The sequence below is a fragment of the Enterococcus sp. DIV0175 genome, assembly GCF_050529075.1.
GTDB classification, from domain to species: domain Bacteria; phylum Bacillota; class Bacilli; order Lactobacillales; family Enterococcaceae; genus Enterococcus_B; species Enterococcus_B thailandicus.
Genome location: NZ_CP172880.1, coordinates 1537234 through 1553715, shown reverse-complemented (window position 1 = coordinate 1553715; position 16482 = coordinate 1537234). Strand labels below are relative to the sequence as shown.

Here is a 16482-nt window from a genome sequence, read left to right as displayed (position 1 = left end):
TTTCTATTTTGATATTTCTATTTGATAAGAGAAGAACGATGCCTAAAGATATCTATCGTTTTTACGGTGAGATAGAAACCTATAAATAATGCTCTTTTATTGAATATTGAACTGTGAAAAATGGTTGTTACAGGTAAATTGATACATTTTGTATCATTATCGTTATTAATTTAGCTTATTTATCAGACTGATTATATCGTGTATATTTTATAGAAAAACATTTCTTTAAGAACATCTTCAAAGTAAAAAGATGGCTTAACTCATATGCTTGTTTTATTTAATGTTATCTCACAATACAATAGTACTTCTTTTCTTTAGGAATCGTCTAGTCAAAAAAGCATACTTTTTGATTGATTCAGCTTGTTTTCCAAGTATCATTTTTCCATAAAATGAGGAAAATATTTATTTGTAGTAGTTGCATATACAATTTTAGTCTACCGGTCTACTTGATTTGTATTGTCTCATTTGTCGGATAAGATGATAGAATTTTTATTGAACCTACTTGTTATTTGTTATGTGACATTTTTAAAATTGGAGGCTTAATTCTATTTACGCGTTTCTTTTATTTATAGACAAAGATCGATGAAAGAACGACTACTTAACCAAGCTAACTGTTATGTAACTGAAATAGTAAAGAAGGTTCTAAAGAAAAGAGGAAAGAGGCGATTTAGAATGATTAAAAAGTTGTTAGTAAGTACTTTGATTCTTGGAGGAGTAGTTGCTTTTGCACCAACAAATGTAAGTGCATGGACTAGTGGAGATATTGATCCTAGTGATACACCACAAGTTGTCGACGGTGTCGAAACTGGAGATGTAGCTGTAAATGGCTGGATCGGTGAATGGGATGAAACAGATCCAGGGTCACCAACTGATCCTGAAGATCCATCAACTATTAATGTTACGATTCCTACAAAAGTTTTATACGCTAATAGCGTAGATGGCCAGGGTGCACCGACGGCTAGTATTATTTCACCAATCTATAAAATTGAAAATAATTCGACTACAACTAAGTTGAGTATTGCGGTGGCTAATTTTGCTTCAAAAAATGCAGTGGATGTTAAGCAAGATTTGTCAATAAAAGCTTCCAATGGTGCTGAAGTTGCATTACACAAAAAGACAGGTCAAATGTTGTCTAAGAAAACCTATTTAACTTCACTTGGAACAGATGCAGTTGATACATTTACATTCGTAGGTTCTGTTGATCCAAGTTATTTTCCAGCAAGTGGTGATGCTGCATTACGTCCCGAATATCAAATGGGTCTACATTTTACTGCTATCAAGTAAGCATACTGTTGTAAGAGTCCTTTATGAGGAAACGTAATTAAAGAGATGAAAGATTTTTTTCTCTCTTTTATTCATGATTAAGGAGCGTTACATATGGATAATATCAATAATCAAGAAGAACAAAAAAAGAAACGAAAATTAATTGTCTTACTATTTTTAGTAATCCTCCTTTTAGCATCAGGTATGACAGCATACTTTCTGAAGGATCGTTTTTTTACGGAGCCCAGAGTAATTAGTGGGTTGCCTGAGTTAGAAACAGGTCTTGAAGTGATGAGCGATGAACAGATGTTGAAATTCATGCAGTCAGAAGTAGATAAAGACAAGATCAATATTAACTTGAAGCATGAGATTTCAGTCTCTAAAGAAACGAGTGTTGCCCAACTTGCAGTGAAAAATAAGCCAACAAATGCGTACAGTATTCAAGTTGAGTACTTATTGAAAGAGGGGAATGAACAACTATATAAATCTGGTTTGATTCCCACAAATCGCCAACTATCTGAAGTAAAGCTGAAAAAAAGTCTGTCGGAAGGTAGTCATGAAGTAATGATTATCTATACGATTTTTGATGAGGAAAAACAGATTAATCAATCGACTATTGATGCCGTTCTGTATGTCAGCTAACGGAAGAGATTTCATAGTTAGGGATGGTGGTGAAGAACTGGGGAGATAGAAGATGAAAAATAAATCTAAAATAATTATTTGTTTCATGCTAGGCTCTGTTCTGTTCGGAAATTTTTCTCAAATCATCAATGCCGGCAGTTCAGCAGTATGGGCACAAGAAAAAAATAAAAGTCTAGAACCAATTCAAACTGAAGAAGAACCTGTATCAGTTAATTCAGGTGAGGACCAAATAGAGTCTGAAGAAACAACAGAGGCAATCCAAAGTCAAGAAAAAGTCAGCTTGAACGAAGAAAGTAATCAAGTAGAAAACGAAGATACTTCACACTCTGCTACATCTTCTGAAGGACAGTCAACTGAAAATGAAAATAATATGGAAGTTGACTCTACCAATGACTCTGCCGATAAGTATGCTGAATCAAAAGCTGATGGGACGATTTTAGCGGATGTCGTCGAACAAACGATCGAGCTGGGAACATGGTCAGGTGAGATACCTGACGTCTCAAAGATGTTTACCAATGTGCGTCTCGAAGATGGAACAGCAATCAGTGCTTCAGATTACACAGCGGAAGTCACCTCAATTCCCAGCTTTGATAACATGGCAGCTACAGATAAAATTAGTGTGAAAATTACACGTAAATCAAATGGCGCTGCTACTTATGTACAGGTACCTGTTAAAATGGTTTGGGGAAATACGATTCAGCTTCGAGGAATTATAGATTCTGTAGCTGGAGCCTATACGCTTCATAAAATTGGTAACGGCTATCGACTTCGCTCAAGCTACGGACAAGATAATGACTATTATCCCAGTGGGGTTCATGGGTATTATCCTGATACACCCTATCACTCAATCACTTTATTAAGAGGATCGGGTAAAATCGATCAGTTGAGTAGCACCTATTACAAAGAAACAAAAGGTACCAATACTGCCAAAGAAGTGGTAGAAAATTTTGGAACAAATGGGCAACAGCATGTTCAATTAGGTGATGTCGTAAAAATTTGGCATAAAGAACAAAAACGAAATTTCTATACGAAAGATGAAAAAGAAATTGCGTACTCAACCAAGAACGAAGATAGCACGTATTTCGCAATTACTGCCGATGGCTTTGTTCCCTATCGTTTGAATCAGTTGAAACCAAAAGAAACAACAATCACGACCAAAACCACCAATGCAGAGTTAGATAAACAAGCAGGTGATTTGATTGATTTTCTTGGGATGAATGGAAATGGATTGAAAGTTTCTAAAATCACTGAGTATCCTGACCGGTCCAAAGCGGGAACGGCAAAAGGAAAAGTATTGGTAGAAGAAACGATTGACGGTCACACCTATACTTATGAATACGAGGTGCCTTTCAAAGTTACAGATGATCGACAAATCTGGGCAGATGTGGTTGAACAAACTGTCGAATTAGGAACACAAGCAGATGAACTAACTGACGCTTCAAAAATGGTTACCAATGTTCGTTTGGATGACGGGACTGTTTTAAATTCATCTGATTATACGACGCAAGTGATGAGTGTACCGGATGTTGACAATATGAAAGTAACCGGAAAAATCGAAGTTAAAGTAACACGAAAAAGTAACAATGCAGAAACAACTGTTTATGTTCCAAACAAAGTATCTTGGGGAAGTACGATTCAAATTCGCGGACGGACTGACCAAACGGCGGGAGCTTATACACTACGCAAAAAAGGAAACTCTTACTCTATTCAATCGAGCTTTGGGATGGATAAAGAATATCGAGCCGACGGCATTCACAGTATATTCCCTAGTTATTACTCCATGACGCTCCTACGAGGGGATGGTAAACTTACTGATTTGACAGGGACTTACTATAAAGAAAACACTGGGAATTTAACTACAGATAAAATCGTTAACGATTTTGGAACAAATGGGCAACAATCTGTTCAACTAGGTGATGTCGTCAAAATTTGGCATAAAGAACAATGGCGTAACTTCTATACGAAAGATGAAAAAGAGATTCAGTATTCAGGTAAAAATGAAGATATTGTTTATTTCTTGGTTACCGCCAATGGCTTTGTTCCTTATCGCTTAAATCAATTAGAAGCCAAAGAGTTAACGATTTTAATGAGCACAACGAATGAAGAGCTGGATGAGAAGAAGGATGAACTGATTGATTTTCTTGGAATGACTGGAAATGGACTAAAAGTAACGAAGATTACTCAGTATCCAGATCGTTCAAAAGCGGGGAAGGCAGTAGGAAAAGTGTTGGTAGAAGAAACAATCGAAGGTATCACTCATACTTATGAATATGAAGTGACCTTTAACGTACTAAGCGACTTAAATGTTTCTGCTAAACAAATTGCTGACATTCCTTTAGGGACAACGTTATCTGGAGCAGCTAAAGATTATGTTGATGTGACTGCCAGTCCTGAATCAGCAAATCAATTAACATTTGAATGGGTCGGTGAACCAATTAGCGGGACAACTGTTGGCCAGCATCAAGCAACCGTTCGTGTCACAAGCCCAACTTATCAAGTTTCTGTAGATGTCAAAGTTGACTACACTGTACTTTATGAGAATAGCATTGTCATAGGAAGCGACCCGAATATTGGTCTTAGTTTGCTGGATGAGGGTGGCATGCCCAAATTGAGCGCAACACCAGGAACACCAAAAACCAAATTAACACTACGCCCATTAGTCAATATTTATCGTGGTTCAATGACGGAACTAGTTTGTTCCTTACAAACAGATACTGTGTACCAAACGCCTGAAAATTTGTCAGATAACTGGAACCAGCAATTACAAGCAAGCGGTGCCCAATACGGTGACGTGCTATCAGCCTCAGCTGCACATAGAGATAAACCAACTTTACAACTTAATGGGGCAGAAACATATATTAGCCGGGATGAAACCTTAGTAAAAGAAGCAGAAGGACAGACGGAAGCTTTCTATGAATTGACACCAAATGGTTATTCTTTATTACACGTTAATTGGTTGAAACCACAAGCGCAAGAAATTGAACAAGGGACGACAGAAGCAGAGTTGGATCAACGAATCAATGAATTTCTTTCGACAGAAAACTATAATGAACTGTCAGTGAAAGAATTCGAAATGTATCCAGATACCTCTAAACTTGGTGGAAGTATGGCTGTAATCAGCGTTGTCGAAACGTTGAAGAGCGGAAAAACATTTGCGTATAGCCACACGGTACCATTTATCGTCAAAGCATCGAAGTTAACGCTGGCTGCAGATCTAACTGTTGAAAACCTGTCAAGAAGTGAGGAAGAAACCAATGTTGGTGATGAATTACTTTATGTTTACACGCTAACGAATAATAGCTCCGTTGCGTCACTTAAGTCAGGAAATCTTTCAATTGAGTTACCAGATGGATTGGAAGTCGTGACACGAAGTGAACAAAATGTGAGTATTGATGAGCTAGCACCTGGTAAAACTTTTACTTATCAAGTAAAAGTAAAAGTGACAGATGCTGTGTTGAATCAAAATCCAGTAGTTAAAGTAACAGGAAAAGCAACAAATGAAAGTTCAGTCGAGCAAGATATTCCAGAAGCTTCAATCGAGGTTCCGGGTGGCATCGTTACTCAGATCGATACATCTGAAATCAACCTAACAATACCAACAAAAATGAATTTTGGTTCAGACGAAGAAAAAATCATTTCACCTGTTTACAAAATGGAAAACAATTCAACTGTATCTGTCGAAGTCAAGATTGAACAGTTTGCTGCCGACGAGAATTTAAAAGGAAAAGAGTTAGCCCTGAATCTCATTTCGAATAATAAAAAAATTGTCCTTTATGAAAATGAGAAAGGATTACAAAAATCAGAATCGTTAGGAGTTCTAGGCTTTAACGAAATAAAGACAATAGACTTTGAGGGATCCGTTAAAGAGCAAACTGATCTATCAAAATCTTCATCCACTATGCATTTGAGATTTAAACCGACTCCGTAAATCATGTATAAGATGTTTAAAAAGTAAAGATATTGCAATGAAAACAGGTCTTAAAGGTAATAAGTAGATAGTCAGCTTCTTTTGTCTATTTTTATAAAAAACAAGCGAGAACATCTGCTACTAACATATAGCTATTTTTTAGGTTCATTGTGACGAAAACAAGCATCGTATGCATCTGTTTCTTCAAGATGCGATACTTGGTGTAGCAAGTTGTGCTTACAGACCATATGAACCTAGCACATAAGTAAAAAGGTGCCATCAATTTCCCAAATAGGAAATTTGAAGGCACCTTTTTTGTTTTGAAAAAATTGTTTTTTTCGCAATTATCATGAATCGGTTAAAGACATGACAATGATTGATTAACTCTTATTGTTTTTTCATTTGTAAAATTATTTCTTCAACAGGGGTCACGATAATCGTTTTCTGATTTTCATAAATAACGAATCCAGGTTTGGAGCCATTTGGTTTACGAATATGTTTTACTTGAACCAAATCTACAGGAACTTGCGCTGAATGACGATATTTTGAGAAGTAAGCAGCTAATTCTGCTGCTTGAGTAATCGTCTCATCAGATGGCTCGTTACTTTTGATAATCACGTGTGAACCTGGGATGTTTTTTGCATGGAGCCAGTAATCTGATTTTTTAGCAGTTCTCATTGTTAGTAAATCATTTTGTAAATTATTTTTTCCTACCAGAATTTGAGTACCGTCTTCAGCAAAGTAAACATCTGGTTGAGAAGGTTTCTTTTTCTTTTGTTTTTTAGCAGATTTCTTTTTAAAGTACCCTTGATCAGTTAATTCTTCTTTGATTGCTTCAATATCCATTGGACCTGCAATTTCAAGTTGAGCTAAGACAGAATCGAGATACTGAATTTCGTCTTTGGCTTCTTGGATTTGTTGGCCAATTAGTTTAACGGCATTCTTTAGCTTTTGATAACGGTGGAAATACTTCTGTGCGTTTTGGTTAGGTGTTAATGCAGGATCAAGCTTAATGGTCAGAGGTTGATCTGCTTCGTAGTAATTCGGTAACGTGACTTCTGTTGCGCCACGTGGGACTTGAGTCATAAAAGTGGTCAACAGTTCACCATTGCGACGAAAATCTTCAGCATTTTCAGAATCTTTTAGTGTTTGTTCTCGTTTTTTTAATTTATTTTGATTTCGTTTACGCTCGTTTTCCATTTTTCGAATCAATTCGCTACCTTGCTGTTTGGCACGGTCTTTCTCTGCTTTGTCATGATAAAAACCGTCAAGCAACGTGCTCAAGGTTGAGTAGTTTGTTATTTGATCAGCAGTTTTTGCAATTGATTGATAGGAAATGGGGGTAAAGAAGTCTTTATTTTTTGCTTCATAAAGCGTAGGGGAAAGTTTATCATTCAACTCATGGAAAAAGTTTTCCCAAACAGCCATTTTTTCATTAGGTTGTTCTGTCAAGCGACTTGTTAATTCTTGTGCTGTATCAAAACCAAGACCTTGGAAATTTTGCTGTAAAATTTTTGGTGTCAGTTCTAATTGGGAAAGACGTTGAAAGATTTTTTCTTTTTCTGCTGAAAATGGATTTAATTGTTCTTGTTTTGGTGGAGCAACATACGTAACACCAGGAATCAGCGACCGATAAGTATTTTGAGAGCTTCCGATGTGTTTGATTGCATCTAAGATTTTTCCGCTTTCCCGATTGACCAGTACAATTGTGCTATGACGACCCATCAGTTCAACAATCAAAACAATATTTTGTAAGTCGCCCAGCTCATCTCGTTTTATAAAATGAAAATGAATGACACGGTCATTTTCAACTTGTTCGATTTTTTCTAACAAAGCACCATCCAGATGTTTTCTTAGCATCATTACAAAGTTAGGGGGGGTGTCAGGATTCTGATAATCAATTTGCGTAATCTGAATTCGCGCATAGCTAGGATGAGCGGATAATAACAAACGATGATTGGCTCCGCGCGAGCGAATAACTAAAATAATTTCATTTTCATAAGGTTGGTGAATTTTGGAAATTCGACCAGATAATAAGGTATCACGCAACTCACTAACCATTGCGTGGGTAAAAACACCGTCAAAGGACATAATGCTTCCTCTTTTCTTTTCGTAATTAGTTTCATTATAACGAAAAACAAGTATAAAAACCAATAGTGGCGTAATGCCAGTAAAGCGCTAGTCTATTTACGTACAAGTTTCTAGTGATTCATCAGTGAAAAGAATCTATATTTTGCATAAATAGTAAAAATTTCTGAGGGAGACGCAATTTTTTTCGTCAAAGTGCTAATTTATAGGTATAATAAAGAAAATGAACAAACAACATCGGAGGAAAAAGCGAGGTGTTTATTATTTGGGGAGAAATAAAAGAAAAAATCCAAGAAAGCTGGACGCAATTTGGTGACGCGTTTGCTGAAAATCCAATCAAATATTTTTGGCGTGCAGGTGGCTTACTTTTTTTATCACTGTTGTTAGCAGGCTCAATGATTTTTTTACCTGAAAAAATCAAAGCAGATCAAGTAGATAGTTTGGTGTATTCAACGATCACCTCTGATAAAGTCAAAGGGTTTGATTACAGTAATGCCAAGCAAACAATTGCTGATAGCAAAGCGATATCAGTCATGTTTTGCGTGCCAAAAGGTGAAACCTATGAACAAGTCTTGTCTATTTTTAATGATTCAAAGAAAATGGAAGAGTTGAATCGTCAAATTTATTTTTATCCTCTCATTTATGACGTTGCTGAGGAAGAAAAAGAGTACGGGATCAACAGGGAACAAATCACATTTATTTTTTTTGATGGCGGTAAGGAGACGAACCGAGTCGTTATCGGTAAGGAAGGAATCACGGATGTTTCAAAAGAATTAGTACCGGAGTTGAATCGCCTTCCATTAGCAAATATTAAAAAACTTGAACTTGAAATGACAACAGACTCAACACAATAATTTGCACAATGCAAATATTTCTATTGACGAATAAAAAAAATTCGATTAGACTTAAATCAATTATTTGACGAAAGGGTGAACCACAATGAACTTATCAAACCAAACTTTACTAGGAAACAATAAAGCATGGCATAACTGGCGTAGATGAGTTGTATTGATGGCGAACTTTCCCATAGATACGACTTTTTAGAGAACAATCTAAAGTTTGTATCTATGCTAGACAAGAAATTTGACTACTGCATAGAGACTTCTATGCGGTTTTTTGTGCACTAAGGACAATACCGTAAAAGGAATTGTCCTTTTTTGTTGGGTTTGCTTAATATAAAACAATTTATTAAAACATTGTTATCGTTCATAGCAAAAATAACTAGTTATTAACAGGAGGAAAAATGAAAAATAAACGATTGATAGCGGTCGTAGCGCTACTGGGAATCTACTTGATTGGTAGTTTCGTTTACGAAAAAATGGCTGAGACGAAAAGTGCAGCTCCAGCAACAACGGAAGTAAAAGAAATCGGTGTTTTACAATATGTCAGTCATCCAGCATTAGATGAAATTTATCGCGGAATCAAGGATGGGTTGAAAGAAGAAGGATTGGTTGAAGGAAAAAATCTTAAAATAAACTTTCAAAATGGTCAAGCCGATCAAAGCAAATTAGCGACGATGAGCCAACAACTTGTTCAATCAAACCCAGCGGCGCTGATTGGAATCGCAACACCTGCAGCACAAGCATTAGCAAATACTACAAGTGAGATTCCAGTGGTGCTAGGCGCTGTAACAGATCCAGTTGGGGCAGGATTAGTTGAGTCCTTAGATAAGCCGGGAAAAAATGTGACCGGTGTTTCTGATCAGCCGCCTGTCAGTGCTCAAATCCAATTAGCTACAACCTTACTACCACAAGCCAAAAGAATCGGAATTCTTTATGCATCATCGGAAGATAATTCTAAATATCAAGTTGCGCAAGCGGAAGCTGCTGCAAAAGAAGCTGGTTTGACAGTGACAAAATATGCAGTACCTTCAACAAATGAGATTGCACAAACAGTTCAAGTCATGAGTCAATCTGTTGATGTAATCTATATTCCTTTGGACAACACGATTGCCAATGCGATGCAAACAGTTATCAAGGAAGCAAACAAAGAACAAATTCCTGTTATTCCATCAGTTGATACAATGGTTGAACAAGGTGGTCTGGCAACAATTGGGATCAATCAATACCAATTAGGTGTTCAAAGTGGCAAAATGGCTGCAAAACTTGCACTAGGAAAAAATGAAGCAGCTACGACACCTGTTTATACCTTTGATAAAGGTGATATTATCATCAATCAAGAGCAAGCAGCTCGCTTAGGTGTCACGATTCCTGAAGAGGTAAAAGAAAAGGCTAAAAGTGTGACACAGGAGTCAACAAAATCAACTGAAAGTTCAAAGGAGGAAGACAAATGATCGTCTCATCTATTTCACAAGGAATGCTTTGGGCCATTTTGGGTTTGGGCATTTTTATGACTTATCGAATTCTTGATTTTCCTGATATGACAACAGAAGGGTCATTTCCGTTGGGTGCAGCCGTTTGTGTGACTGCGATTACGAATGGGGTAGCACCGATTTTTGCTACACTTTTAGGAGTAGGAGCAGGAATGGTAGCCGGCTTGGTAACTGGTTTGCTTTATACAAAAGGAAAGATTCCCGTTATCCTTGCTGGAATTCTAGTAATGTCTGGTTTGAATTCAGTGATTCTATATGTGATGAAAACACCTAACCTTTCTTTATTGAATCGTCCCATTTTACAAGATAGTTTCCAAAGACTTCAACTACCAAATTATTTTGATACAGTTTTGTTAGGTTTAATTGCGTTAGGTGTGATTATTTCTATTCTGTTGTTTTTCTTCAATACAGATTTAGGTCAAGGATACATTGCAACAGGGGATAATGAAACGATGGCACGTTCTTTGGGAATTAAAACAGATCGAATGAAAATTTTGGGGTTAACGTTATCAAATGGGGTGATAGCTCTTTCTGGTGCATTAATTGCTCAAAATGATGGTTATGCAGATGTAAATAAGGGAATTGGTGTAATCGTTATAGGTCTTGCTTCGATCATTATTGGCGAAGTGATTTTTCAAGAGCTAACATTGGCGGAACGATTGATTGCTATTGTTGTTGGTAGTATTATTTATCAATTATTGATTTTGATCGTTATTAAATTAGGTTTTGATACAACTTACTTGAAACTATTTTCAGCAATCATTCTTGCGTTTTGTTTGATGATTCCGCAAGTGAAAAAAGCGCTGAATCTAAAAACGGGCTTTGAGAAGGAGGCAAAATAAATGACAGCAATCTTAACCATCCAAAATGGAAAAAAAGTTGTGAATAATGGACTGAATGAAAATAAAGTTTTACTTGAAGATATCAACCTCTCAATCAATGAAGGAGATTTTATTACTGTCTTAGGCGGAAATGGGGCAGGTAAAAGCACGCTATTCAATACAATTGCGGGGACACTGCAACTTTCTCAAGGCAGTATTTTGTTTAAAGATCGAGTGATTACGAAAGATTCCGAAGAAAAACGTGCAGCGTTTCTGGCACGTGTGTTTCAAGATCCTAAAATGGGAACAGCGCCACGAATGACTGTTGCTGAAAATTTATTGTTAGCACAAAAACGTGGACAAAAGCGTCCTTTACACCTGAGAAATTTAAAAAAACAAAAAGAATTTTTCTACCAATTATGTCAAGAAGTCGGAAATGGATTGGAAACACATTTAGATACGCCAGCAGGTGAACTTTCTGGCGGACAGCGCCAAGCCCTAAGTTTATTGATGGCAACGATTCGAGTACCAGAACTATTGCTGTTAGACGAACACACAGCGGCTTTAGATCCTAAAACAGCGAAATCATTAATGGAACTAACCAACCGCCGAATCACGGAACAAAAATTAACTTGTTTGATGATTACTCATCGAATGGAAGATGCATTAAATTATGGAAACCGATTGATTGTTTTACAAAAGGGACGAATTGTTCAAGATTTGAATGCACAAGAAAAACAAAACTTATCAATGAGTGATTTGTTACAATTTTTTGAGGAAGTTCTTGATTAAAAAAGGTAAAAAAATGAGTAGTATTGAGAACCACGCCAGAGTGTTCCGAATGTCTTCGCCAATGTTTGCGCAACATTGAGTCGTGTCTACAACTTGTGGACGTTTTCTTCTGATTGAATCGGATACAATCAGAAGAAAGAGGTAAGGACTTCTATCTATCCTTACCTCTTTTTAGCTGGCGAAGTAGAATGAAAAAGGAATTGACAAGCTCCTTTCATTCGTCCTATACTTAGTACAATCTAAGACAGTTTAGGCGTTTCGTGAGGTTATACTTTGAGTGAAAATTAAATAAGTTTCATGAGATGCTTTACGTTTTGTGAATAGTTCAAGACATCTTGCCACGTAGTCGTTTACTGTACTTTTTGTTTAGTACGAAAACACTAGGTGGTTTTTTTATATTTCATGACAAGATAAATAAACAAAATAGTATTACTTTGGACAATCAAGGAGGACAAAGCGTGATTTCTGGGAAAACAAAACTTGCAGGTTTTTTTGCAAATCCAGCGGAACATAGTTTATCACCACGGATGCATAATCGTGGGTTTCAAGCTTGTGGTGTTGATGCGGTATATTTAGCTTTTGAAGTAGATCAAACAAATCTGGCACGAGCAATTGAAAGTATTCGCACATTGGATATGTTAGGTGTGAATTTGTCAATGCCTAACAAAACGACGGCTATCGCTTATGTCGATGAACTAAGTCAAGAAGCACAGTTGATTGGTGCAATCAACACGATCGTGAATCAAAATGGGAAACTGATCGGCTATAATACAGATGGTATTGGTTTTGTGAAAGCAATGGCAGAAACCGCAAAAATTAAGATAAAAGACAAAAAAATAACTATTCTCGGTGCTGGTGGTGCGGCTAAAGCAATCACTGTCCAGGCTGCTCTTGAAGGTGCTAGAGAAGTTGTTTTATATAAAAGAAAAAATGAACGATTTTTAACGGTGAAACGTGACTTTGAAAAAATTGGAGAACAGACTGATTCAATCGTACGAGTGGTTGATTATGCAGATGAGGAACAACTCGTACGTGACTTGCAGACGAGTGAGCTATTAGTGAATGCAACAGATATTGGCATGGGTAAAAAAGAAGGACAATCGCCGTTAGCAAAAGCTACCTTTTTACATGAAAACTTATTTGTGATTGATTTAATTTATTCACCAAGAAAAACACAATTACTAAAAGAGGCAGAAAAAATAGGTGCGCCTGCCTTTAATGGTTTAGGTATGCTATTATATCAAGGTGCAACGGCTTTTCATTTATGGACGAATCACGAAATGCCACTTGATATCATGAAAGATTTATTTGAATAAAGGGGAAAAAGAAATGATTATTATTATGAAACAAAATGCAACAGATGAACAAATTTCACAAGTCGTGAATCGTGTAAAAGAAGAAGGCTTAGCTGTTCAAATGAATCGTGGAAATGAGCAACAAATCGTTGGCTTAGTTGGTGATACTAGAAAAATTCAGGATGTTGCCTTTCAACGATACGACGGAGTAGAAGAAATTGTTCGTATTACAAATACGTACAAACTAACCTCGCGTGAGTTTCATCCACAAGATACAGTTGTGGATATTAACGGCGTCAAAATCGGTGATGGTTCGTTTGTCACAATGGCGGGCCCATGTTCCATTGAGGGCTTAGATCAAATTCGCGAAACAGCTCGGATGGCTAAAGCTGGTGGTGCGAAAATCTTGCGTGGTGGTGCATTCAAGCCAAGAACTTCACCTTATGCTTTCCAAGGGTTGGAAGAAGAAGGATTGAAATACATTCGCCAAGCGGCAGACGAACTTAATATGCAGGTCATCACTGAAGTAATGGATGAAGCCCACATTGAAATGGTGGCACATTATAGTGATATTTTACAAATTGGCGCACGAAATATGCAAAATTTCCGTTTACTTGAAGCGGTTGGAAAAACAGGCATGCCAATTGGATTAAAACGAGGGATTGCTGGAACGATTAATGAATGGCTAAATGCTGCAGAATATATTGCTGTTCAAAATAATAATCAGATTATTTTTATTGAAAGAGGTATTCGAACGTATGAAACGGCAACTCGAAATACGTTTGATTTAAGTGCCGTTCCTTTGATTAAAAAGCTTAGTCATTTCCCAATCATTGTTGATCCAAGCCATGGGACTGGAGTTTGGGATTTGGTTCCGCCGATGGCTCGTGCTGGTGTTGCTGCAGGTGCCGATGGCATGATTGTTGAAATCCACCCCGATCCGGTTAATGCTTGGTCAGATGGCCCGCAGTCTTTGAATGAAAAAACGTATCTGAAGATGATGGAAGAAGTGCATATTTTAGAAAAAGCAATGAAAGAAATTCGTAAATTAAATAGCTAATGACAAAGGAAATGCAGGTGTGAACATGAGTATTCAAGTAGAGCTACCACAACATTCTTATGAAATCATTATTGAAAAAGGTGCATTATCGAGAATCGGTCAATGGGTGAACGCTTTGTGGTCTCCACAAAAAATTTGTTTGATAACTGATAAAAATGTTGATTCACTTTATGCTCAAACAGTGAGTGAACAATTAACTAATGCAGGCTACATGGTAATCAAAGCTGTGATTGAGCCGGGCGAAGCAAGCAAATCATTGCAGCAAGCAGAAAAGTTGTTTCAGTTACTAACAGAAAAACAATTTACTAGAAGTGATGGCATCATTGCTTTAGGTGGTGGCGTAATTGGTGATCTAGCAGGTTTTGTTGCAGCAACGTTTATGCGTGGTATTCATTTTTTACAAATCCCGACGACTTTACTTGCTCAAGTAGACAGTAGTATTGGTGGAAAAACAGCAGTGAATACCTCGTATGCCAAAAACATCATTGGTGCATTTTGGCAACCTGAAGGGGTATTGATTGATCCGGATACGTTACTTACGTTAACACCAAGAAGAGTCAGTGAAGGATTAGCAGAAGTAATTAAATATGCTGCAATTGCTGACAAAAATTTATGGGAAACCTTAGTGAATATAAATGGACGAGAGGAAATAGTTCAGCAATCTGAACAAATAATTGAAGCGTGTTTAGCTATAAAAAAAACAGTAGTTGAAGCAGATGAATTTGATAATGGGCAACGACTAATTCTTAATTTTGGCCATACAATCGGTCATGCTGTTGAAAAAACTGCCGGTTATGGAAAGATTACCCATGGAGAAGCTGTTGCAATCGGAATGATTCAATTAACCAAAGTCGCGGAAAAAAAGGGTTTAACGGAAACAGGAACAACGGAAAGTTTACGTGAAATGGTGCGGAAATTTGAACTTCCTGAAGAAACAACTGAATGGCAAGAGCGTGCATTATTTGAAGCTATCACTCACGATAAAAAAGCACGAGGAAATAGAGTGAAATTAATTGTGCTCAATAAAATTGGTGAAGCAACTATTTTGCCGACCCCCTTAAATGAATTAATGGATTATTTGAAGAAGGAGGAGAAATGAGATGCGCTTTTTGACAGCCGGAGAATCGCATGGATTAGAATTAACCGCGATTATCGAAGGATTGCCAGCAGGTCTTTTCTTATCTGTTGATGAAATCAATCTTGAACTAGCAAGACGTCAGGTCGGTTATGGTCGTGGTGGCAGAATGAAAATCGAAAAGGATCGAGTAAAAATTACTTCGGGTGTTCGTCATGGCTATACACTAGGTTCCCCAGTAACATTAGTTATTGAGAATAAAGACTGGAAAAACTGGCAAACTGTGATGTCGCCTGAACAAGTTTCTGAGAAAGATGCACCCCTGCGACAAGTGACTAGACCTCGACCAGGACATGCAGATCTTGTTGGGGGGATGAAGTATGGTCACCGCGATTTAAGAAATGTTTTGGAACGATCATCCGCGCGTGAAACGGCAATACGAGTAGCGATTGGAGCCGTTTGTAAACAATTGCTTAAGGAACTGGACGTTTCGGTTGCTGGGCACGTATTAGCCCTTGGAGGTTTGAGAGGTGAACTACCGGATAACTTGACAGTAGAAGAAATCAAACATCGCTCTGAAAATTCCGAATTACGTGTAGTTGATCCTAAAGTTGAAGCTGCGATGAAAGAGTTGATTGATCAGACGAAAAAAGCGGGAGATACTTTGGGTGGCGTAGTCGAAGTGCTAGTAGCAAATGTTCCAGCTGGGTTGGGAAGCTATGTCCATTGGGATGAAAAACTAGATGCGAAAATCGCCCAAGCAGTGATGAGTATCAATGCTTTTAAAGGTGTCCAGTTTGGCTTAGGTTTTACTATGGCAAACTTGCCTGGATCAAAAGTCATGGATGAAATCACTTGGGATGAAACGCGTGGATTTACTCGGCAGTCTGATAACTTAGGTGGCTTCGAAGGCGGCATGACCAATGGTGAAACGATTATCGTACAAGGAGTAATGAAGCCAATTCCAACTTTATATCGTCCGTTACAAAGTGTTGATATCCAATCAAAAGAAGCATACCGTGCAAGTGTTGAACGTTCTGACACGACAGCTGTTCCTGCAGCAAGCGTCATTTGCGAAAGCGTCGTGGCAACAGAGATAGCTAAAGCATTTTTAACAAAATTTTCTGCGGACACTTGTGGGGAATTAAAAGAAGCTGTTGACTTGTATCGCGATCGAATTGCTCAGTTTTAACGGCAACAAATAGTT

12 protein-coding genes are annotated in these 16482 nt (G+C 37.5%); 11 read left to right on the top strand and 1 reads right to left on the bottom strand.

Going from position 1 to position 16482, the window contains the following annotated elements; translation table 11 throughout:
• The first annotated feature begins 672 nt into the window (after nt 1-672).
• From IGJ76_RS07275 to IGJ76_RS07265, 3 genes are all read left to right on the top strand, one after another.
• Entirely contained in the window at nt 673-1284 is a 612-nt protein-coding gene (locus IGJ76_RS07275; RefSeq protein ID WP_067482229.1) for a hypothetical protein, read from the top strand.
• A gap of 93 nt (nt 1285-1377) precedes the next feature.
• On the top strand, nt 1378-1905 hold the full coding sequence (locus IGJ76_RS07270; RefSeq protein ID WP_430596527.1) for a hypothetical protein: 528 nt from the start codon (nt 1378-1380) through the stop codon (nt 1903-1905).
• A 52-nt stretch (nt 1906-1957) separates the two neighbouring features.
• On the top strand, nt 1958-5833 hold the full coding sequence (locus tag IGJ76_RS07265; protein WP_430596526.1) for a hypothetical protein: 3876 nt from the start codon (nt 1958-1960) through the stop codon (nt 5831-5833).
• A gap of 366 nt (nt 5834-6199) precedes the next feature.
• On the opposite strand, the gene efbA is transcribed toward IGJ76_RS07265, so the two are convergent.
• Nucleotides 6200-7903 (bottom strand): fibronectin-binding protein EfbA, encoded by a 1704-nt coding sequence (gene efbA / locus IGJ76_RS07260; RefSeq protein ID WP_430596525.1) that lies wholly within the window; start codon nt 7901-7903, stop codon nt 6200-6202.
• Between the two features lie 251 nt (nt 7904-8154).
• Here efbA and IGJ76_RS07255 point away from each other — a divergent pair, with 251 nt between their 5' ends.
• The 8 genes from IGJ76_RS07255 (at nt 8155) to aroC (ending at nt 16467) form a co-directional block, all read left to right on the top strand.
• On the top strand, nt 8155-8754 hold the full coding sequence (locus tag IGJ76_RS07255; RefSeq protein ID WP_075491476.1) for a hypothetical protein: 600 nt from the start codon (nt 8155-8157) through the stop codon (nt 8752-8754).
• 389 nt (nt 8755-9143) lie between these two features.
• Nucleotides 9144-10193, top strand: a complete 1050-nt coding sequence (gene trpX, locus IGJ76_RS07250) for a tryptophan ABC transporter substrate-binding protein (protein ID WP_086270906.1) — start codon at nt 9144-9146, stop codon at nt 10191-10193.
• Nucleotides 10190-11074: an ABC transporter permease gene (locus IGJ76_RS07245; protein WP_067482217.1), complete on the top strand. Its 885-nt coding sequence runs from the start codon at nt 10190-10192 to the stop codon at nt 11072-11074. Before trpX ends, IGJ76_RS07245 begins: the two co-directional genes overlap by 4 nt.
• Entirely contained in the window at nt 11075-11845 is a 771-nt protein-coding gene (locus tag IGJ76_RS07240) for an ABC transporter ATP-binding protein (RefSeq protein WP_067482215.1), read from the top strand.
• Between the two features lie 458 nt (nt 11846-12303).
• The gene (locus tag IGJ76_RS07235) at nt 12304-13161 is read left to right on the top strand and encodes a shikimate dehydrogenase (RefSeq protein WP_270345414.1); all 858 of its coding nucleotides are present in this window, start codon (nt 12304-12306) and stop codon (nt 13159-13161) included.
• 13 nt (nt 13162-13174) lie between these two features.
• Nucleotides 13175-14200 (top strand): 3-deoxy-7-phosphoheptulonate synthase, encoded by a 1026-nt coding sequence (gene aroF, locus IGJ76_RS07230; protein WP_067482211.1) that lies wholly within the window; start codon nt 13175-13177, stop codon nt 14198-14200.
• A gap of 25 nt (nt 14201-14225) precedes the next feature.
• Complete coding sequence (gene aroB, locus IGJ76_RS07225) at nt 14226-15299, top strand: 3-dehydroquinate synthase (protein ID WP_071868424.1); 1074 nt, start codon at nt 14226-14228, stop codon at nt 15297-15299.
• A gap of 1 nt (nt 15300) precedes the next feature.
• Nucleotides 15301-16467 (top strand): chorismate synthase, encoded by a 1167-nt coding sequence (gene aroC, locus IGJ76_RS07220; RefSeq protein ID WP_270345416.1) that lies wholly within the window; start codon nt 15301-15303, stop codon nt 16465-16467.
• The last annotated feature ends 15 nt before the right edge of the window (nt 16468-16482 follow it).

Coding starts and splice junctions, on each gene's coding strand:
- efbA (WP_430596525.1), bottom strand. CDS start 7,903: ATGTCCTTTGACGGTGTTTTTACCCACGCAATGGTTAGTGAGTTGCGT.
- IGJ76_RS07245 (WP_067482217.1), top strand. CDS start 10,190: ATGATCGTCTCATCTATTTCACAAGGAATGCTTTGGGCCATTTTGGGT.
- IGJ76_RS07270 (WP_430596527.1), top strand. CDS start 1,378: ATGGATAATATCAATAATCAAGAAGAACAAAAAAAGAAACGAAAATTA.
- IGJ76_RS07265 (WP_430596526.1), top strand. CDS start 1,958: ATGAAAAATAAATCTAAAATAATTATTTGTTTCATGCTAGGCTCTGTT.
- IGJ76_RS07275 (WP_067482229.1), top strand. CDS start 673: ATGATTAAAAAGTTGTTAGTAAGTACTTTGATTCTTGGAGGAGTAGTT.
- IGJ76_RS07240 (WP_067482215.1), top strand. CDS start 11,075: ATGACAGCAATCTTAACCATCCAAAATGGAAAAAAAGTTGTGAATAAT.
- aroF (WP_067482211.1), top strand. CDS start 13,175: ATGATTATTATTATGAAACAAAATGCAACAGATGAACAAATTTCACAA.
- aroB (WP_071868424.1), top strand. CDS start 14,226: ATGAGTATTCAAGTAGAGCTACCACAACATTCTTATGAAATCATTATT.
- trpX (WP_086270906.1), top strand. CDS start 9,144: ATGAAAAATAAACGATTGATAGCGGTCGTAGCGCTACTGGGAATCTAC.
- aroC (WP_270345416.1), top strand. CDS start 15,301: ATGCGCTTTTTGACAGCCGGAGAATCGCATGGATTAGAATTAACCGCG.